General features: G+C 64.0%; 19 protein-coding genes and 1 riboswitch. Of the genes, 16 read left to right on the top strand and 3 right to left on the bottom strand.

The window, feature by feature from the left end; all coding sequences use genetic code 11:
• The 3 genes from AC1DMG_RS11335 to AC1DMG_RS11325 form a co-directional block, all read left to right on the top strand.
• Nucleotides 1-358, top strand: a 358-nt coding sequence (locus tag AC1DMG_RS11335) for a glutaminyl-peptide cyclotransferase (RefSeq protein ID WP_477180531.1), incomplete at its 5' end; no start/stop codon positions are given.
• 116 nt (nucleotides 359-474) lie between these two features.
• Entirely contained in the window at nucleotides 475-1,857 is a 1,383-nt protein-coding gene (locus AC1DMG_RS11330; RefSeq protein ID WP_477175095.1) for a M28 family metallopeptidase, read from the top strand.
• Nucleotides 1,858-1,980: 123 nt separating this feature from the next.
• Nucleotides 1,981-2,892 carry a DUF2167 domain-containing protein gene (locus AC1DMG_RS11325; RefSeq protein WP_477175096.1) on the top strand — a complete coding sequence of 304 codons (912 nt, stop codon included), beginning with the start codon at nucleotides 1,981-1,983 and terminating at the stop codon, nucleotides 2,890-2,892.
• A 146-nt stretch (nucleotides 2,893-3,038) separates the two neighbouring features.
• Here the strand turns inward: AC1DMG_RS11325 and AC1DMG_RS11320 are convergent, their stop codons facing one another.
• The gene (locus AC1DMG_RS11320; RefSeq protein ID WP_441605371.1) at nucleotides 3,039-3,743 is read right to left on the bottom strand and encodes an ArsR/SmtB family transcription factor; all 705 of its coding nucleotides are present in this window, start codon (nucleotides 3,741-3,743) and stop codon (nucleotides 3,039-3,041) included.
• Nucleotides 3,744-3,832: 89 nt separating this feature from the next.
• On the opposite strand from AC1DMG_RS11320, the gene AC1DMG_RS11315 reads away from it, so the two are divergent.
• Both AC1DMG_RS11315 and AC1DMG_RS11310 read left to right on the top strand, forming a co-directional pair.
• Nucleotides 3,833-4,465, top strand: a complete 633-nt coding sequence (locus AC1DMG_RS11315) for a flavin reductase family protein (RefSeq protein WP_477175097.1) — start codon at nucleotides 3,833-3,835, stop codon at nucleotides 4,463-4,465.
• A gap of 81 nt (nucleotides 4,466-4,546) precedes the next feature.
• Nucleotides 4,547-5,533, top strand: coding sequence for an NAD-dependent epimerase/dehydratase family protein (locus AC1DMG_RS11310; protein ID WP_477175098.1), 987 nt, complete (start codon nucleotides 4,547-4,549; stop codon nucleotides 5,531-5,533).
• A gap of 21 nt (nucleotides 5,534-5,554) precedes the next feature.
• Here the strand turns inward: AC1DMG_RS11310 and AC1DMG_RS11305 are convergent, their stop codons facing one another.
• Nucleotides 5,555-5,791 (bottom strand): hypothetical protein, encoded by a 237-nt coding sequence (locus AC1DMG_RS11305; RefSeq protein ID WP_477180034.1) that lies wholly within the window; start codon nucleotides 5,789-5,791, stop codon nucleotides 5,555-5,557.
• A gap of 225 nt (nucleotides 5,792-6,016) precedes the next feature.
• On the opposite strand from AC1DMG_RS11305, the gene AC1DMG_RS11300 reads away from it, so the two are divergent.
• The 7 genes from AC1DMG_RS11300 (at nucleotide 6,017) to AC1DMG_RS11270 (ending at nucleotide 12,379) form a co-directional block, all read left to right on the top strand.
• Nucleotides 6,017-6,652 carry a YceI family protein gene (locus tag AC1DMG_RS11300; protein ID WP_477180530.1) on the top strand — a complete coding sequence of 212 codons (636 nt, stop codon included), beginning with the start codon at nucleotides 6,017-6,019 and terminating at the stop codon, nucleotides 6,650-6,652.
• 14 nt (nucleotides 6,653-6,666) lie between these two features.
• Nucleotides 6,667-7,341, top strand: a complete 675-nt coding sequence (locus tag AC1DMG_RS11295; RefSeq protein WP_441605366.1) for a glutathione S-transferase family protein — start codon at nucleotides 6,667-6,669, stop codon at nucleotides 7,339-7,341.
• Between the two features lie 37 nt (nucleotides 7,342-7,378).
• Nucleotides 7,379-7,909: an SRPBCC family protein gene (locus AC1DMG_RS11290; RefSeq protein WP_477175100.1), complete on the top strand. Its 531-nt coding sequence runs from the start codon at nucleotides 7,379-7,381 to the stop codon at nucleotides 7,907-7,909.
• Between the two features lie 247 nt (nucleotides 7,910-8,156).
• Nucleotides 8,157-8,516 (top strand): hypothetical protein, encoded by a 360-nt coding sequence (locus AC1DMG_RS11285; RefSeq protein WP_477175101.1) that lies wholly within the window; start codon nucleotides 8,157-8,159, stop codon nucleotides 8,514-8,516.
• Nucleotides 8,517-8,824: 308 nt separating this feature from the next.
• Nucleotides 8,825-9,175 carry a hypothetical protein gene (locus AC1DMG_RS11280; protein ID WP_477175102.1) on the top strand — a complete coding sequence of 117 codons (351 nt, stop codon included), beginning with the start codon at nucleotides 8,825-8,827 and terminating at the stop codon, nucleotides 9,173-9,175.
• Nucleotides 9,176-9,309: 134 nt separating this feature from the next.
• A complete protein-coding gene (locus AC1DMG_RS11275; RefSeq protein WP_477180529.1) occupies nucleotides 9,310-11,382 on the top strand; it encodes a M13 family metallopeptidase in 2,073 nt (690 codons plus the stop codon).
• Nucleotides 11,383-11,533: 151 nt separating this feature from the next.
• Entirely contained in the window at nucleotides 11,534-12,379 is an 846-nt protein-coding gene (locus AC1DMG_RS11270) for an energy transducer TonB (RefSeq protein WP_477175104.1), read from the top strand.
• A 60-nt stretch (nucleotides 12,380-12,439) separates the two neighbouring features.
• On the opposite strand, the gene AC1DMG_RS11265 is transcribed toward AC1DMG_RS11270, so the two are convergent.
• A complete protein-coding gene (locus AC1DMG_RS11265) occupies nucleotides 12,440-13,693 on the bottom strand; it encodes a cation:proton antiporter (protein WP_477179262.1) in 1,254 nt (417 codons plus the stop codon).
• 127 nt (nucleotides 13,694-13,820) lie between these two features.
• Between AC1DMG_RS11265 and AC1DMG_RS11260 the strand changes: the two genes are divergently transcribed.
• From AC1DMG_RS11260 to AC1DMG_RS11245, 4 genes are all read left to right on the top strand, one after another.
• Entirely contained in the window at nucleotides 13,821-14,693 is an 873-nt protein-coding gene (locus AC1DMG_RS11260; protein ID WP_477175106.1) for a type 1 glutamine amidotransferase domain-containing protein, read from the top strand.
• A 163-nt stretch (nucleotides 14,694-14,856) separates the two neighbouring features.
• A riboswitch (cobalamin riboswitch) is annotated at nucleotides 14,857-15,071 on the top strand.
• A 150-nt stretch (nucleotides 15,072-15,221) separates the two neighbouring features.
• Nucleotides 15,222-17,708, top strand: coding sequence for a ribonucleoside-diphosphate reductase subunit alpha (locus AC1DMG_RS11255; RefSeq protein WP_477175107.1), 2,487 nt, complete (start codon nucleotides 15,222-15,224; stop codon nucleotides 17,706-17,708).
• Nucleotides 17,709-17,720: 12 nt separating this feature from the next.
• Entirely contained in the window at nucleotides 17,721-17,948 is a 228-nt protein-coding gene (locus AC1DMG_RS11250) for a hypothetical protein (protein ID WP_441605357.1), read from the top strand.
• A 24-nt stretch (nucleotides 17,949-17,972) separates the two neighbouring features.
• Nucleotides 17,973-18,977 (top strand): ribonucleotide-diphosphate reductase subunit beta, encoded by a 1,005-nt coding sequence (locus AC1DMG_RS11245; protein ID WP_046972461.1) that lies wholly within the window; start codon nucleotides 17,973-17,975, stop codon nucleotides 18,975-18,977.
• The last annotated feature ends 503 nt before the right edge of the window (nucleotides 18,978-19,480 follow it).

Here is a 19,480-nt window from a genome sequence, read left to right as displayed (position 1 = left end):
GTACATGAGCGATGGCTCGCCGGTGCTGCGCGTGCTCGATCCGAATACGCTCACCGCCACCGGCAGCATCATGGTCACCGACAACGGCGAGCCGGTGACCAATCTCAATGAGCTGGAATGGGTGAGGGGGGAGATCTACGCCAACGTGTGGATGACCAACCGCATCGCACGCATCGACCCGGCCACCGGCCATGTCACCGGCTGGATCGACCTCAGCGGCTTGCTCGATGTGAGCCGCCTGCCTGACCCGGGCAACGATGTGCTCAATGGCATTGCTTACGACGAGCAGCACGATCGCTTGTTCGTCACCGGCAAGCGCTGGCCCAAGCTGTTCGAGATCACGCTGGTCAAACCGTAAGTCCCTGCGAAGGCCCGGCAATACGATGCGGCGAGCTCCGGGGAGGGCCAAATGGCATGGTTCTGCGCGGCCACATCTGCGATGTAAAGTCGGGGGCTGATCACCGGGAGACCCTGATGCGCCTTGCCCCGTCCCTACTGCCCTTCGCGCTGTGCCTTGCCATCTCTACCGCCTACGCCGACGACGCACCGGCGCAGCCGCGCCAGCATGCATCGCTGCAAGCCTTGTCCACCGCACCGAGTGAAGCGGAACTGCATGCCACGATTGCCAAGCTGGTGAGCTTCGGCACGCGCCACACGTTGTCGGACACCAAGTCGGACAAGCGCGGCATCGGCGCTGCGCGGCGTTGGGTGAAGTCGCAATTCGAGGACATCTCCAAGGCCTGCGGCGGTTGCATCGAGGTGGTGACGCCGTCGCAGATGTTCACCGGTAAGCGCATTCCGCAATCCACCGAAGTGATGGATGTGGTCGCGATCAAGCGCGGCAAAAGCGATCCCAAGCGCGTGATCGTGATGACGGGCCATCTCGATTCGCGCGTCACCGACGTGATGAACGCCAAGTCCGATGCCCCCGGCGCGAACGACGATGCCTCAGGCGTCGCCGCCTTGATGGAAGCGGCGCGGCTGCTGTCCAAGGAAGACAACGACGCCACCCTGGTATTCGCGGCGCTCTCCGGCGAGGAGCAGGGCCTCTACGGTGGGAAGGTGCTGGCCGACTACGCCGTTGCGCAGGGCTGGAACGTGCAGGCCGACCTCAACAACGACATCGTCGGCAACAGCCACGGTTTGAACGGCGTGCTCGACAACACCACGGTGCGCATCTTCTCCGAAGGCACCAAGACCAACGAAACCCCGGAGCAGGCGAAGTACCGCGCCTACCACGGCGGCGAAGTGGATTCGCCCTCGCGCAATGTGGCGCGCTACATGGAGCAGATGGCAACCACCTATCTGCCGGACCTGCGCGTGCACATGGTGTATCGCACCGACCGCTACAGCCGCGGCGGCGACCAGGTGCCATTCCTGGAGGCCGGTTATCCCGGTGTGCGCGTGACCGAAGGTCATGAGGATTACACGCGCCAGCACCAGGATCTGCGCAGCGAGAAGGGCATCAAGTACGGCGACACCATCGACGGCGTCGACTTCCGCTATCTCGCCCGTGTCACCGCGCTCAACACGGTGACCATGGCGGCGCTGAGCCGCGCCCCTGCCCCGCCGTCCGGCGTGAGCATCGAGGGCGCGCTGGCCAGCGACACCACCGTGCACTGGAAGAAGGTGCCGGGCGCTGCGGGCTACATCGTGCATTGGCGCGACACCACCGCCCCGCAGTGGCAGTACAGCCGCGTGGTCGGCGACAGCGACCAGGCGGTGATCAAGGACGTGGTGATCGACGACTGGTTCTTCGGCGTCTCGTCGGTCTCGGCCGATGGCTATGAAAGCCCGGTGGTATTCCCTGGCGATGCCGGCAGCTTCGAGCGCTCGCCTGCGCCGAAGTCGCCCTAAAGCGGATTGTTCCGAAGGCGCAAAGCCTTGCGAAACGATAAGATCGGCCGGTTGCCGCTCCGGGGGGAGCGGCAACCGCATCCCATGGGATGCGTATCAACGGACGATACCAGGGGAAAATCCATGCTTCGCAAGACGCTACTGCCGGCCATGGCATTGCTGGCCGCTTTTGTACTCGCCGCACCGGTCGCGGCCATGCCCGAAGATGGCGGGCATCAGACGTCCGCCGAGGCGTTTGTCAGTTCGCTGCATCCGACCACCGGCGAGGTGTCCATACCGGGCGCGCAGGCCACGCTGAAGCTGGCCAATGGCTACAGTTTTCTTTCCGCCGCCGATGCGCAGCGCGTGCTGACGCAGGCCTGGGGCAACCCGCCGGACAACAGCGTGCTGGGCATGATCATCCCCAGCACCGATGCGCATGCCGTACTCGATGAGAAAACCTGGGCGGTGGTAGTCACCTTTATCGACGAAGGCTATGTGTCCGACAAGGACGCCGAGAAGATCGACTATGACGACATGCTCAAGGACCTGAAGAAGGCCGCCCAGGACAGCAACTCTGAGCGCCTCAAGGAAGGCTATCCGGCCGTGGAGCTGGTCGGCTGGGCCGAACCGCCGCATTACGACGAAGCCAGCCACAAGCTCTACTGGGCGCGCGACCTGAAGTTCAAGAAGGCCGACGGCAGCGCCGACGGGCAGTCGCTGAACTATGCGATCCGCGTGCTCGGCCGCAAGGGCTATCTCTCGCTCAACGCCATCGCACCGATCGACCAGCTCGCCCAGGTGCGTGCCGACATGCCCGACGTAGTGGCGATGGCCGAGTTCAATCCCGGCGAGCGTTATGCCGATTACAACTCGAGCACGGATAAGGTTGCGGCGTATGGCATTGCGGCGCTGGTGGCGGGCGGTATTGCCGCCAAGGCTGGCTTGTTCGCGAAGCTCGGCCTCATGTTGCTGGCGTTGAAGAAGTTCGTGGTGATCGGCATTGCGGCGATCGGCGGTTTGTTCGCCAAGATCTTCAAGAAAAAGCAGGCCTGATGCTGGTGTGGCGCTGCGTTGCCTGAGGGGGCGCAGCGATCACCGACCCATGTAGGAGCGCACTTGTGCGCGACCAGCCAACGGAGCGGTGCGCCTCAGCGCTGCGGTCGCGCACAAGTGCGCTCCTACAGCGAAACGAAGCGCCTTCATCGGCGACTCTCCCATGGCACGCCGAGCCCGATCAAGCGGCGTAATCCGTCATCGCTGGGTTGCAACGCGCGGCTGCCGGCACGGCGACGCAACCAGCCTGCGTCCAGCAAGGCGTCGGTGAGCGAAACACCGAGTGGGCCGCCCAGGTGCAGGCGGCGTTCGGTCCAGTCCAGACAGCTGCGTCCGGACAGTGGCAACAAGGCTTGCACGCGTGCGGCGTCGAGGCCGGCTTGCACCAGCGCTTGCGCACCGTCGTCCTGCAAGCGCATGCCTTCGCTCGCGGCTAGCAGGTAACCCTGCTGCAGCAGGGCATCGCACAAGCCCACGCCCAATCGTCCCGCAAGATGCCGATAGCAGGTGCGTGCCATGCGCAAGGGGCGATCGCCGCCGGTGGGATCAGGCAACACGGGTCGCGCGCGCGGCGCGGCCAGCGTTTCGATCAGCGCGGCTACGTCATCGTCTGCGAGCCGGTAATAGCGATGACGCCCCTGCTCCTGCACCGCCAGCAGGCCGCCCTCGAGCAGGCGCTTGAGATGCGCGCTTCCCGTCGCCGCACCCACACCGGCCGCGCGCGCCAGCTCGCCTGCGGGACGTGCCGTCCCGTCGATCAAGGCCAGCAACATGGCGGCACGTGCCGGTTCGGCGAGCAGGGCGCCGATCTCGGCCAGTTGGTAGCGGCTTGGAGCGATCGCATCGTTCATGCGCGCAGTCTAGCGCGCCCGTTTCGCTGAACACTTCGCTGCGTGGCGAAACGTTCAGCGGCATAGGCGACGACACTGAACTCATGGACATGCATCGCTACCCACATACCCGAGTCATCCACCCATCCATTCTCTATTTCGGCACGCCGGTCGTGCTGATCACCACCTGCAACGAGGACGGCTCGACCAATATCACGCCGATGTCGTCCGCCTGGGCGCTGGCCGACCGCATCGTCATCGGTCTTGCGGGTGGCGGACAGGGCTTGTCCAATCTGCGGCGCGAGCGCGAATGCGTGCTGAACTTTGCCAGCGAAGACATGCACCGCGGCGTGGAGCGCATCGCCCCCACCACCGGTCGCGATCCTGTACCCGGGTGGAAACAGGCCAACGGTTATCGTCACGAGGCAGACAAGATGGCGCTGGGCGGGTGGCACGCCGAGGCTTCACTTTCGGTGAAACCGCCACGCATCGTGGACTGCCCGCTGCAAATGGAAGCGCGCGCGATACTTGCGGTCGAGCGCCCCCTGGATGCCTGGCGCGATGGCGCCGGCGGCTACGCGATCATCGAGCTGGAAGCGCTGCATGTGCACGCGCATGAGGATGTGACGGTGGCCGGGACCCAGCACGTGGATCCACGGCGCTACCGTCCGCTGTTCTATCTGTTCCGCCATTACGTGGGACCGGGCAAACCGCTGGGCCGTACGTTTAAAGCTGAAGTTTGAGCGTTGGACGTGATGTTCATGCCGTGAAAACCGATGCTAGGATCAACTCCCATCTCAGCTCGATCGCGGTAGCGGCCCAGTATGCGCATGCTTGTCACAGGCAGTTCGGGGCACCTGGGTGAAGCGCTGGCGCGCACCCTGCTTGAGCTCGGCCACGAAGTGATCGGGCTGGATGTGGTCGAGGGGCCCTACACCCAGCGGCTGGGTTCGATCTGCGACCGTGCCTTTGTGCGTCGCTGCATCGCGGGCTGCGCCACGGTGTTCCATCCCGCCACGCTGCACAAGCCGCATGTCGCCACGCACACTCGGCAGGATTTCATCGACGTGAACCTCACCGGCACGCTCAACCTGCTGGAAGAAGCAGTGGCCACCGGCGTGGAATCGTTCGTCTACACCAGCACCACCAGCGTGTTCGGCGATGCACTGGCGCCACCGGTCAGCGAGCCGGCGGCATGGGTGACCGAAGACACGCTCGCCATGCCCAAGAACATCTATGGCGTCACCAAGGCCGCCGCCGAAGACCTGTGCCAGCTGTTTTCGCGCAACCAGGGGCTGTCGACCATGGTGCTGCGCACGTCGCGCTTCTTTCCCGAAGAAGACGACGACCGCTCGGTGCGCGCCCGCTATACCGACGGCAACCTCAAGGCCAACGAATTCCTCTACCGCCGCGTCGACATCGAAGACGTGGTGAGCGCGCATCTGCTGGCCGCGCGCCGCGCGCCAGCGCTCGGCTTTCGCCGCTACATCATCAGCGCCACCACGCCGTTCCTGCCGGAGGATCTGGCCACCTTGCGCGCGCATGCGCCGCTGATCGTGCGTCGACGCGTGCCCGGTTACGACGCCGTGTACGCACGACACGGCTGGAACATGGCCCAGGGCATCGACCGGGTGTACGTGAACCAGCGGGCGCGCGAGGAACTTGGCTGGGCGCCGCGCCATGATTTCGCTGCCGTGGTGGCTCGTCTCGAAGCGGGTGAGGACATCCGCAGCCCGCTGGCGAGGCTGATCGGTTCCAAGGGCTATCACGCGGACAGCTTCAGCGACGGTCCGTATCCCGTCGACGCCTGAGGCTTATCCGCCGATGCTGGCTCAACCCACGATGGCCAGCACCGCCGCCAGCCAGATGGCGACCACCCCACAGGCGAAGGCGCGGCGCGCGGGACGGATGCGTTCGGCGCTGTCGTCGACCACCGGCGTGGTGATGATCCACGGCACCGAAGCCAGCAAGGCGAAGCCCACAAAGGCCAACACGATCACGAAGATGTCGACGACGCGCCATGGCACCGGCTCGTGCACGCCCCAGTAACCCAGAAACGCCATCCCCATCGCGCACAGCGTGGCCGACGCGGAACACAACCCGACAACTGAACCTGTTGGCGCGCGCATGGCGTGGCCCCTTGGCGGAAGACGGTGCGGCGTACAGCCTACCGCAGCCGGCCGGCGAGGGCCCCTGCCGTCCGCGAGGCGCCGTGTCGAAATCCGCCCTGCCCGTTCGTCATAAGGGTGAGCGCGCCATAGCGGCGCCCGCCAGCCCCCTCGAAGGAGTCGACGATGTCCCTGCCCCATCGCACCACCACCGCCCTTGCCTGCGCCCTGCTATGCCTGACCGCCGCTGGCGCGGCCCATGCCGCCGCAGCGACCTATGTGATCGATCCGGCGCACACCTACCCCAGCTTCGAGGCCGATCACATGGGCGGACTCTCCACCTGGCGCGGCAAGTTCGACCGTAGCTCGGGCAAGGTCACGCTGGACAAGGCCGCCGGCAACGGCAGCGTGGACATCACCGTGGACGTCGCCAGCGTCGATTTCGGCCTGGACAAGTTGAACGAGGCCGCGCGCGGCAACGAGTTGTTCGACGTGAGCAAGTACCCCACCGCTACTTACCGCGGCAAGCTCGCCGGTTTCGTCAACGGCGCGCCGACCAAGGTCGACGGCTCACTGACCCTGCACGGCGTGACGCGTCCACTGGAGCTCAGCATCAAGAGCTTCAAGTGCATGCCGCATCCGATGTACAAGCGCGAACTCTGCGGGGCCGACGCCTATGCCACCTTCAAGCGCGACGAGTTCGGCCTGGACAGCGGCAAGTCCTACGGCTTCAGCATGGAGGTAGTGCTGCGCATCCAGGTGGAAGCGCTGATCGACGACGGCAGCGCCGGCAAGGTTGCCCTCRCCGCGCCTGCCCACTGACCCGGGACGCCACCATGTCACTCACGCTCTATATGCATCCGCTGGCCTCGTACTGCCACAAGGTGTTGGTCGCGCTGTACGAAAACGACACGCCCTTTGATCCGCACGTGGTGGACCTGATGGACGAGTCCGCGCGCGACGCGTTCTACAAGCTGTGGCCGATCGGCAAGTTCCCGGTGCTCAACGACCATGCACGCGGCTGCCTGGTGCCCGAATCGAGCATCATCATCGAGTACCTCGCGCTGCACTACCCCGGCACCACCGCGCTGATTCCCCATGACGCCGATCAGGCCCGCGAAGTGCGCTTCCGCGATCGCTTCTTCGACCAGTACGTGAGCGAGCCGATGCAGAAGGTGATCACCGACCGCCTGCGCCCCAAGGCCGAGCGCGACCACCTGGGCGTGACGCAGGCGCGCGACAAGCTGCGCACGGCACTGGACCTGATCGAACTGGAATTTGCGCGTGACAACGGCAGCCGTCCGTGGGCTGCTGGCCAGCACTTCAGCATGGCCGACTGCGCCGCGTCGCCCGCGCTGTTCTACGCCAATCTGGTGATACCGCTGGAGGACGCGCACCCGCTGACGGCGGCATACCTGTTGCGGCTGATGCAGCGTCCGTCATTCGCACGCGTGCTGCATGAAGCGCAGCCCTATATGCACATGGTTCCCATGGAAACGGCGGAAGCCTGACTTCCGCCCCTCGCTATCGACATCAAGGAAGCTCCCCATGCTCATCGCACTCATCGTTGTGTTGCTGCTTGTCGCCGTCGTGCTGATCATCGCGGCGATGCGGCCCGATCAATTCCGCATCGAACGTTCCGCATCGATCAAGGCCCCGCCGGAACGCATCTTTCCCTTCATCAATGAGCTGCACCGCTGGCAGTCGTGGTCGCCGTACGAGAAGAAGGACCCTACCATGCAGCGCACGTTTGAAGGCCCCTCGTCGGGTCCGGGCGCCGCTTACGGCTGGAACGGCAACAAGAACATTGGCAGCGGCAGGATGGAGATCAGCGAATCGACGCCGTCCTCGCTCGTGCGCATCAAGCTGGAATTCTTCACGCCCTTCCAGGCCAGCAACACGGCCGAGTTCGTGCTTGAACCGCAGGGCGATGCCACTCGCGTGATCTGGGCCATGCAGGGGCGTTCGCCTTTCATGAGCAAGTTGATGGGCGTGGTCTTCAACTTCGACAAGATGGTCGGCAAGGATTTCGAGGAGGGCCTGCTCAACTTGCGCGCGCTGGCCGAGCGTCCTTCCTGATTGCGCGCTGCAACAGACGCGCAACTCGACTGCAAAACTTACGCCGCGCCTAAGCAAGCCGGCTTGCTGCTGAACGATTTGCGGTGCGCGAGTGTTGAGCGTCAACCGCCTTGGAGAACCCTCGTTCTCCGGCCTAAGTCATCCCTCCTGGGGATGACTGCAGGGGTCACACGATCCACCATGCAGAGAGCTCGCGCTCTGGACGGTGACGCCTGTCCCAACCGTCGGACCTACGAGGACATCGCCCATGAAGAACGTTTTGTCGTCACGCCGCAGCCTGCTCGCCCTCGGTCTCGTCGCCGCCTTCGCCAGTGCCGGCGCCATGGCACAGACCAGCACCACCGATGTGCCGGGTCATCCGCGCGTCAACGAGGTGAACCAGCGCCTGGACAACCAGCAGAACCGCATCCAGAACGGCGTCGCCGACGGCCAGATGAATGCCAGGCAGGCCGCCCGCGATGAAAAGCAGGATGCCAATATCGCGCAGCGCGAAAGCCGCGACGAAGCCGAGCACGGCGGTCATCTCACCAAGCAGGAACAGAAGAACCTCAACAAGTCGCTGAACAAGGACAGCACCCGCATCCACAAACAGCGCACCGGCGGCTGATCGCCTCCGTCAGACCAGTGCAACGGCCCGGCCCCTGCCGGGCCGTTTGCATTTGGAAACCGGGCCGGCAGCGCCACGCGAAGCCCGATCGTGCTTTTTGGCAAACCCGACGTTCTTTTGGCAAACCCCGCAGGCGTGCTGGCGCGAATCTATACCTGCCAGCTCAACGACGTATGGCTTGAAAGATCCGCCGCTCCCGTCAACCGCTCCACGGTTCCCGCTACCGGCAAATATCAGCCATCCCGAACAAGGCCGCGATGTCGCCCAAGCGATACGCGCCCAACTTTCGAACCTGCGAGGAATCCACCATGAAGCACATCCGCTACGGCCTGATCGCCTTCGGCCTGGTCGCCGCCTTTGCCAGCGCCGCCGCCTCGGCACAAGACAATCCGATCTATATCCCGGGCCATGGACGCATCAACCAGGTGAACCAGCGCCTGGCCAACCAGCAGAATCGCATCGACGCCGGCATCGCCGATGGCCAGATCAATGCGCAACAGGCCTTCCGCGACGAGCGCCAGGATTCCAACATCGCCGCCCGCGAAATGCGCGACATGGCCGAGCATGGCGGCCACCTGACCGCGGCGGAACAGCAGCACCTCAACCGGTCGCTCAATAACGACAGCGGCCGCATCCACTACCAGCGCAACGGGTACTGATCCCCAGCCGCCAGTGAGGCCAGCGGCCCGGCCTGCCCGGGCTCCTGGCCGTGGCTGGACCACAACTTCCAGCACTGGCCGCACCCCGCCGTCGTGCCAGTATCCCGGGACCATCATTGGGGAGGGAGTAGCGTATGGTCAGCAGGATTCTGGCGGCAGCGTGCGCATGTGCACTGAGCCTGGGCGTGGCTCACGCGGCCGATACGGCCACGGGCAAGCCGCAATACGGCGCATGGGGTTTCGACCAGGCGGGCGCCGATACCTCGGTCAAGCCCGGCAACGACTTCTTCCGTTACGCCAATGGCACCTGGCTGGATCACACGCCGATTCCTGCCGACAAGCCGGCCGTCAGCCTGCGACTGGCCATGACCGACCTCACTGAGCAGCGTCTGCACGAGCTGATGGAGGCCTCGGCGCGGGACAAGACCAACGGCGCCTCAATCGAAGGCAAGGTCGGCGCGTTCTATCAATCGTTCATGGATCAGGCACGCGTCGATGCGCTCGGTGCCAAACCGATCGCGCCTCAACTCGATGCCGTGAAGCAGGCCACCACGCGCGACGCTCAAGCGGCGCTGATGGGTCGCAGCGGCCTGGATTTCGAAGGATCACTGTTCAACATCTATTTCGATGTCGACCTGAAAGACACCAATCGCTACGCCGTCTACGTATCACAGGCAGGTCTCGGCCTGCCGGACCGCGACTACTACCTCAAGCCAGAATTTGCCAAGCAGAAAGCGGCCTACCAGGCGTACGTGACGCAGCTGCTCACCCTCGCCGGATGGCCTCAACCGGAGGCTGCCGCAAAGGATGTGCTGGCCTTCGAAACCGCCATCGCGCAGGCCAGCATCAGCAAGGTCGAGCAACGCGATCCGGTGGCGATGTACAACCCGATGAGCATAAGCGACCTGCAGAAGCTCGCGCCCGGCTTTGCGTGGAATGATTTCCTCAAGTCCGCCCAACTCGACCAGCGCAAGCAGATCGTGGTGATGGAAAAGACCGCGTTTCCCCAGCTCGCGGCGCTGTATGCGAAGACGCCCGTCGCCACCATCCAGGCGTGGCAGGCCGCACGCATTGCCGACAACGCGGYGTACTACCTCTCGACGCCCTTCCAGCAGGCGTACTTCGAGATGCACGACAAGACGCTTGCCGGCCAGCAGCAGATGGAAGTGCTGTGGAAGCGCGGCGTGCACGCGGTATCCGGCGGCGACTGCGGCGCAGGTGACCGCCTCGCCTGTTTCGGCAATCTGGGCTGGGCCGTCGGCCAGCTGTACACCGACAAGTATTTCCCCGCCTCGTCAAAAGCCAAGATCGAAGCACTCGTGGCCAACCTCAAGGCCGCCTATCGCGTGCGCATCGAACACCTCGACTGGATGGGCCCGGCAACACGCAAGGAAGCCCTGAAGAAGCTCGACACTTACACCATCAAGGTGGGCTACCCCGATCATCCGCGCGACTATTCGAAAGTCACGATGCGCAGCGATGATCTTGCCGGCAATGTATTACGCGCCGCGCAGGCCGACTGGTCGTTCAATGTCGATCGCCTGGACAAGCCGGTCGACCGCAGTGACTGGAGCATGACGCCGCAGACCAATGACGCGTACAACGGCTCGCTGCGCGACATCGTGTTTCCCGCGGCGATCCTGCAACCGCCGATCTTCGATCCCAACGCCGACCCGGCAATCAACTACGGCGCCATTGGCGGCGTGATCGGCCACGAACTCACCCATGGTTTCGACGACCAGGGCCGCAAGATCGACGCCAGCGGCGCGCTGCGCGACTGGTGGACGCCGGCCGACGCCAAGGCATTCGACGAACGCGCCAAGAAACTCGGCGCGCAGTACGACGCGTTCGAACCGCTGCCCGGCGTACATATTAACGGCAACCTCACGATGGGCGAGAACATCGCCGATCTGGGCGGCCTCACCCTTGCACTCGACGCCTACCACGCGTCGCTGCACGGCAAGCCCGCTCCGGTGATCGACGGCTTCACTGGCGACCAGCGCGTCTTCATCGGCTGGGCCCAGGCTTGGCGCGGCAAACTCACCGACGACGCCATCCGCCGCCAGGTCACCAGCGATCCACACTCGCCGCGCAAGTTCCGCGTGAATGGGCCGGTGCACAACATCGATGGGTGGTATCAGGCGTTCGGGGTGCAGCCGGGGGATGCGTTGTATCTGGATCCGAAGGAGCGGGTGCGGATCTGGTGAGAGTATCCGACGACAAGCATGTGAGCTCTGCCGGCTGACTGCAGTGGCTTGAGAAAGCCACGGGAATGCCGGCAAGCCGCCCGGCGCGGCACATTGCTGCGCCTGATCGCCATGACTAGACTGCGGCCATATTCCGGAGGGGGAATGCGTCATGGCTCGTTGGGGTTCGGCTGCCTTCGCGGCGGCCATGTTGCTGCTGGCGTCGTCGGTCCACGCGAACAGTCCGAAGGATCCCATCGAAGCCAGCATGCTGGTGAGTGGAACCGTCGAAGTTCTTCCTGACGGAAAGGTTGGCAGCTACGCGCTGTACAAGGCAGAAAAGCTGCCGCCTGCTGTCCTGGATCTCATAAAGCGCGTCGCGCCGACCTGGAAATTCGAGCTCGGCGAGGCCCATACGACACCGTTTCAGGAAAGGATGTCGCTGCGCATCGTCGCCACCAGCGCCGACGATCGCCACATGACGTTACGCGTTGCCAGCGCCGATTTCAGCGACAAGGACGAGGCGGAAGGTGCGACGATCACGTGGGCACGTCGTGTGCCGCCCGTCTATCCATCGCTTTCTCGCAACAACAACGTCTCCGGCACGGTTTATCTCCTCGTCCGTGTCGGTCAAGACGGCAAAGTCACCGATGTGAGCGCCGAACAAGTCAATCTCGGCGTCTCCGTACCAAGCGCTGCGCGGATGGCCGAATTTCGCGAAGACCTTGCCCACGCTGCCATCAAAGCGTCGAGATACTGGAAGTTCCAACTGCCCACATCGGGCAACCTGGTACAAGCGCCCTATTGGGACGCGCGGATACCCGTGGGCTTCATAATGAGCAGCGGCTCGGAGACGCCGTATGGCGAGTGGGACGTGTACGTGCCGGGTCCCCGTGAGCACATCGCCTGGGCTGAGGATTCTGCGCTAGTCGCAGAAGCGCCCGATGCCATTCCTGACGGCTCGATCCATCTGCTGGGAAGTGGCACACATTTGATTTCACAGACAGCGCCCAACTGAGTTATCGACACACGGAACGCCACTCGCTGGAGTTCCTTTGGGCATCGCCGCTAAGCGCGGTCAGCTCGAACTGGGCTCGTCCACCGAACGCGCGCCTGCATCGACATGAAACGCCGACACCATCGGCGTCGTCATCATCGTCGTCACAATCGCCATCACCAACAGGATGGTGAACATCGCACTGTTGATCACGCCCGCATCGAGGCCAACCTTGATGACGATGAGCTCCATCATGCCGCGCGCATTCATCAGCGAGCCGATGGTAAGGCTGTCGCGCCAGTTCTGACCGGAGAGGCGTGCGCCAGCTGTKCCGCCGATCAATTTGCCGGCCACCGAAACAGCGAGCACGAGCAACAAGGCGATGCCTGCTCCGCCGGTCAGCAGCTTCGAACTGGTGCTCAGTCCGGCCAGCACGAAGAACACCGGCAACAACGCGGCAATGGTGACGCGTTCAACGCGATCGATCAGGTTTTCCAGCAGGCGATCGTCGCGCGGCAGGCAGGCGCCGAACAGGAACGCACCGAATACCGCATGCAGGTTCAGCCATTCGGTGATGGCTGCGCAACCGAAGGCGCCGGCCAGCAGGAAGGCCAGCACCGCGCCGTCGGCATTGCCGTCCGGTGCGTGACGCGCCAGCAGCTTTGCGCATAACGGGCGCAGCACGAACCAGGTCAGCACGAGCAAGGCGGCCAGGCCGATCATGGTGCGCCAGAACGGCGCCCAGTCGCCATGTGCGCTGATCAGCGCCACCACGAAGGCCAACATGATCCAGGCCAGCACGTCGGCCACCGCTGCTGCCGCGATGCCGAGGCGGCCGGGCAGCGACTCGGTGATGCCGCGCTCCTTCACGATGCGCGCCATCACGGGCAATGCGGTGATCGCACACGCCGTGGCAAAGAACAAGGTAAAGCCCAGTCGACTGATGCCTGGCGGCGCATAGTCCACATACAGCCATGGCGCGGCGAGCAAGGCGAGCGCGACAGGAATCACGATGGCCAGCCCGCCGATCCACGCCGCCGGCCGCAGCAAGCCACCCTGCGCACTGGCCGGCACGCGCAACTCCGCCCCTACCACGGTCATGAACAACACCAGGCCCAGCGTGCTGAGGCTCTGCAGGTTGCCGAGGCTGTCGACGGGAAACAGCTGCTGCTGCCACTCCGGTGCGATGGCGCCGAACACGATCGGGCCCAACGCGAGACCTGCCAGCATTTCGCCAACAACTGCCGGCTGGCCGATGCGCCTCGCGAGCGCAGCGATAAGCCGCGACACCACGATGATCACCAGCAGTTGGACGAGCAGCAGCGGATGGCCCATGGATTTCCCGGTGAAATAGAGGGCCGAACGGCCAAGCCCGGAGCTTGCCTTGTATGTGCGGTGACCCGCAACATGCGTCGATCACGTCATCCGCCAGGATGCGCCCACATCGAAGGACGCCCGTCGCATGGCCCACGTACTCATCCCCGTTCCGCATCAGGACTTCGATCCCAGCGAAGTTGCAGTGCCATGGCGCGTACTCATCGAAGCGGGACATCGCGCGACGTTCGCCACGCCCGATGGCCGGGTGGCCAGCGCCGACCCCATCATGTTGAGTGGCGAAGGGCTGGATCCCTGGGGTTTCGTGCCCGGTTTGCGCAAGCTGCGCTTGTTCGGCTTGCTGTTGCGCGCCAATGCCGATGCGCGGCGCGATTACGCGGCGCTTGAGAAGGATGTGGCGTTCAACGCCCCGATCGCCTGGGATGCCATCGATGCCGAACGATTCGACGGCTTGCTGCTGCCGGGTGGACATTGCGCGCGCGGCGTTCGCGAGTATCTGGAAAGCGAGCAGCTGCAGCGCGTGACGGCTGCCTTCTTCACCGCCGACAAACCGGTGGCTGCGATTTGCCACGGCGTCGTACTGGCGGCGCGCAGCCGCGGTGCGGACGGTCGCTCCGTGCTGCATGGGCGGCGCACCACCGCCCTCACCTGGGCGCTGGAAAAATCCGCGTGGTCGCTCACCCGCATCACGCGCTTCTGGGATCCGGACTACTACCGCACCTATCCCGACGGCGCGGGCCAGCCAACGGGTTATATGTCCGTCCAGCAGGAAGTGACGCGTGCGTTGGCCAGCCCCGACGATTTCCTCGACGTACCCAAGGACGCCACCGACCATCAGCGCAAGACCTCCGGCTTGGTACGCGACAGCGACACGGACGACACGCCCGCCTTCGTCGTACGCGATGGCAGCTACGTGTCGGCCCGCTGGCCGGGCGACGTGCACCGGTTCGCCCGCGAATTCGCAGCCCTCCTTGAGACGCAGGCCGAAACGCGCCTTTGAGACGCTTTTCGGAGAGGCGGCACTTGCACTAGCCGAGAGTCGCCGCAGCGACCTCCCCTATGAAAATTTCCTAGCATTTCCTAACTCCGCCCCCATCTTGGAGTTTTCGGGCTTATCCACGGTCAATCCACAATCTGTTGGGTTGACCGACCCGGTGTAGCCCGATATGTTGTGCCTCGTCGGTGCCACTCTCAGACCTACGGTCGGAATGGCTTAATAGGGAACTCCGGTGCAAATCCGGGACTGCCCCGCAGCGGTAAGTGGAAACGAAAGCCCCCATCGCACTGGCCCTCGGCGGCTGGGAAGCGGGGGCAACTAGGCCGGGCCTCACCGCCCATGTCCACGAGTCCGAAGACCTGCCGGCACATCAGGGCCCAACGCCCTGGTGCGTAGTGACGGCTTCCGCGGGGAAGCGCGTCGATGCGCGGGGCTGCTGCCCTGCTGCTCGACCGTCCGCGAAACGTCACCTTTTTTCAGCCCTGCGCGCGGGAGCAGGCGGTTGATGACCAAGCTTGGAGCGAAGTCGCGATGCAACCTATCGATACCACCGGGCGCGAACGTGCAGACGATCGTGCCGACACTGCTTTTTCCACCGACACCGCCGTGGCCGACGCGCCGCGCACGGACGCGCCGTTCGCGCTGACCCCGCCGCACAACCCCGGCCAGATGCGCGTGACCAAGCGCAGCGGCCGCCAGGAAGTGGTGGACGTGAACAAGATCGTCCGCGCCGTCACCCGCAGCAGCGAAGGCCTGCATGGGGTCGATCCCATGCGCGTGGCGCTCAAGACCATCGGCGGCCTGTATGACGGCGCCACCACGCAGGAGCTGGATCAGCTGTCGATCCGCACGGCCGCTGCGCTCACCGCCGAAGAACCCGAATACGGCCAGCTCGCTGCGCGCCTGCTGGGCGCCTTCATCGACAAGGAAGTGAGCGGCCAGGAAATCCAGAGCTTCTCGCAGTCCATAGCGCGCGGCGCGGAGCTGGGCATCCTCAACGAGCGCCTGCGCGACTTCGTGCAGATCAATGCGCGCAAACTCAACGACGCGATCGATCCGCTCGCCACGCGCCGCTTCGAATACTTCGGCCTGCGCACAGTGTACGACCGCTACCTGCTGCGCCATCCGCAGCTGCGCAAGGTGATCGAAACGCCGCAGCATTTCTTCATGCGCATCGCCTGCGCGCTCGGCGGCAACGAGATCGGCGAGACGCTGGAGTTGTATCGCCTGCTCTCCTCGCTGGAATACATCGCCAGCTCGCCGACGCTGTTCAATGCAGGTACGGCGCATGAGCAGCTCAGCTCGTGCTTCCTGCTCGACTCGCCGCTGGATTCGCTTGAATCCATCTACGAGAAGTACGGCGACGTGGCCAAGCTCAGCAAGTTTGCCGGCGGCATTGGCCTGGCCTACTCGCGCGTGCGTTCGCGCGGCTCGCTGATCAAGGGCACCAACGGCCATTCCAACGGCCTGGTGCCGTGGCTGAAGACGCTGGACGCCTCCGTCGCCGCGGTGAACCAGGGCGGCAAGCGCAAGGGCGCGGCCTGCGTGTACCTGGAACCGTGGCACGGCGACATCGAGGAATTCCTCGAGTTGCGCGACAACACGGGCGACGACGCGCGCCGTACGCACAACCTCAACCTGGCCAACTGGATTCCCGACGAATTCATGCGCCGCGTGGAGAACGACGGCGACTGGTCGCTGTTCGATCCCAAGGTGGTGCCGCACTTCGTCGACAGCTGGGGCGAGACCTTCGAGAAGGCTTATCGCGAAGCCGAAGCCGCCGGCCTGGCCGTGAAGACGGTGAAGGCGCGCGAGCTGTACGCCCGCATGCTGCGCACGCTGGCGCAGACCGGCAATGGCTGGATGACCTTCAAGGATCGCAGCAACGCCACCAGCAACCAGACGGCGAAGGCGGAAAACGTCATCCACCTGTCGAACCTGTGCACCGAAATCCTGGAAGTCACCAATGCCGACGAAACGGCGGTGTGCAACCTGGGCTCGGTGAACCTGTCGCGCCACGTGGTGGACGGTCAGTTCGATTTCGACAAGCTCGCCGGCACGGTGCGTACGGCTGTGCGTCAGCTCGATCGCGTGATCGACCTGAACTTCTACCCGATCGACACCGCCAAGGTCGCCAACAACAAGTGGCGCCCGGTGGGTCTGGGCGTGATGGGCTTGCAGGACGTGTTCTTCAAGCTGCGCCTGGCGTTCGATTCAGCCGAAGCGCTGGCGCTGTCGACGCGCATCGCGGAAGAGATCTACTTCAACGCGCTGTCGCAGTCGAACGAACTGGCGATGGAGCACGGCGCTCACCCGGGCTTTGCGGAAACGCGCGCAGCCAATGGCGAGCTGCAGTTCGACTACTGGACCAACGCGCAGCCGAACGATGTTGCACGCTGGGATGCACTGCGCGAGTCGATCAAGGCCAAGGGCCTGCGCAATTCGTTGCTGATCGCCATTGCGCCGACCGCGACCATCGCCTCGATTGCCGGCTGCTACGAGTGCATCGAGCCGCAGGTGAGCAACCTGTTCAAGCGCGAGACGCTTTCGGGCGACTTCCTGGTGGTGAACCGCTATCTGGTGGAAGAGCTGAAGACGCTGGGCCTGTGGACGAGCGAAATCCGCGACGCCATCAAGCTGGCGGAAGGCTCGATCCAGGGCATTGCCGCCATTCCGGAACGTCTGCGCCTGATTTATCGCACGGTGTGGGAGCTGCCGCAGAAGGCCCTGATCGACCTGGGTGCCGCGCGCGGCGCGTATATCGACCAGAGCCAGTCGCTGAACCTGTTCATGGAAAATCCGAACATCGGCCAGCTCAGCTCCATGTACATGTACGCATGGAAGTCCGGCATCAAGACCACCTACTACCTGCGCTCGCGTCCGGCGACCAAGATCACCAAGACCACGGTGTCGGCCGCGCCGGTGGCGAAACCCGCACCGGTCGAGGAGCAGGAAGAGGCGACGGCGGCAGTGTTCTGCTCGCTGGAGAATCCGGAGTACTGCGAGGCTTGTCAGTAAGAAGGCGCAACGATGAAGCCCTACCGGAACCTCAGCGGCAAATCCGGGGTCGCCAGCTACGAAGCTGGCAAGGGCTACATCCGGGTTCGTTTCGTAAAGGACGGACTCTACGAATACACCGACGCAACACCCGGGCGCCTGCATGTGAAGAACATGCAGGCGCTCGCCGAGGCGGGCCTTGGCCTGTCCACCTATATCAGCCGCTTCGTGCGCGACCGCTACGCACGCAAGCTGGATTGAGCAGCACGTTTACCGAGGAACACCATGTCGAACATTCTTGATCCAGGCTTTGAACTCACCTTGCGCCCGATGCGCTACCCCGAGTTCTACGAGATGTATCGCAACGCGATCAAGAACACGTGGACGGTGGAGGAAGTGGATTTCTCGCTGGACGTGACCGATCTCAAATCCAAGATGTCCGATGCGGATCGTCACCTGATCCATCGCCTGGTCGCGTTCTTCGCCACCGGCGACACGATCGTGTCGAACAACCTGGTGCTCAACCTGTACCAGCACATCAATGCGCCCGAAGCGCGCATGTATCTGTCGCGTCAGCTGTATGAGGAAGCGCTGCACGTGCAGTTCTACCTCACCTTGCTCGATACCTATATTCCCGACCCGACCGAACGCAACAAGGCGTTCGACGCGATCGAGAACATTCCGTCGATCCGCCAGAAAGGCGAGTTCTGCTTCAAGTGGATCGACTCCATCCAGGGCCTGCAGCGCCTGGAGACGCGTGAGCATCGACGCCAGTTCCTGCTCAACCTGATCTGCTTTGCGGCGTGCATCGAAGGCCTGTTCTTCTATGCAGCGTTTGCCTACGTCTACTTCCTGCGTTCGCGCGGCCTGCTGCATGGCCTTGCCTCGGGCACCAACTGGGTGTTCCGCGACGAGTCTGGCCATATGGCGTTTGCGTTTGACGTGGTACGCACGGTGCGCTCCGAAGAGCCCGAGCTGTTCGACGAGGAGATGCGCGCGCAGGTGGAAGCGATGCTCGAAGAGGCCATCGCCTGCGAAACGCAGTTCGCGGAAGATGTGCTCTCCGGCGGCGTGGCCGGTCTTTCGCCGAAGGAAATGCGCCAGTACCTGGAGTACTGCGCCGACCAGCGCCTCGTGCAGCTGGATATGCCCAAGAAGTACGGCTCGAAGAATCCGTTCGACTTCATGGATCTGCAGGATGTGCAGGAAGTGACCAACTTCTTTGAGCGTCGTGTGTCGGCGTATCAGGTGGGTGTGCAGGGGGATGTGGCGTTTGACATGGCGTTTTGATGGGGCGGTGGGGTTTGTGGTTGGTGCTTCGGCTCGCGTAGGTTGAAATTTGGATCTCGCTTGTTGTCTCGGCGAGACCTGCTTTTTGTTCGTCATCCCGGCGCAGGCCGGAGGCGCTTTTCAACAGCCTCATGGCTGGTCATTCAGGGCCTCGGTCTTCGGTTGCCGCCTTGAGGCCAGGGTGCCGCCTACGCGGCGGGCGTTTCGAACGGCTGCCGCCGCTCGAGTCACTTTTCTCTTGCTGGCCCAAGAGATCCCTCGGGACTAGCTTCGCGTCGAAAGTAACCCAAAGAGAATGGCCTGATAACGCCCGCAGCATGGTGTTGGGATAAGCCCGAGCGCTCGAGGCGCGTGGTTGTGGGACAACCTCCGAGGGTACACAGGGGGTACCTCAAAGCGCTGCGCAACGCGCCCGAATCGCTGAGGACTTARAGCGGGGCCTCGCTGCGCATYGGCTTYGGGCATCGCYCCSTCCTTTGCCGCGCCTGCCGCTTGTCTGTGGG

Source organism: Dyella sp. 01N36 (genome assembly GCF_056399745.1).
This window is presented reverse-complemented; position numbering and strand designations above follow the sequence as displayed.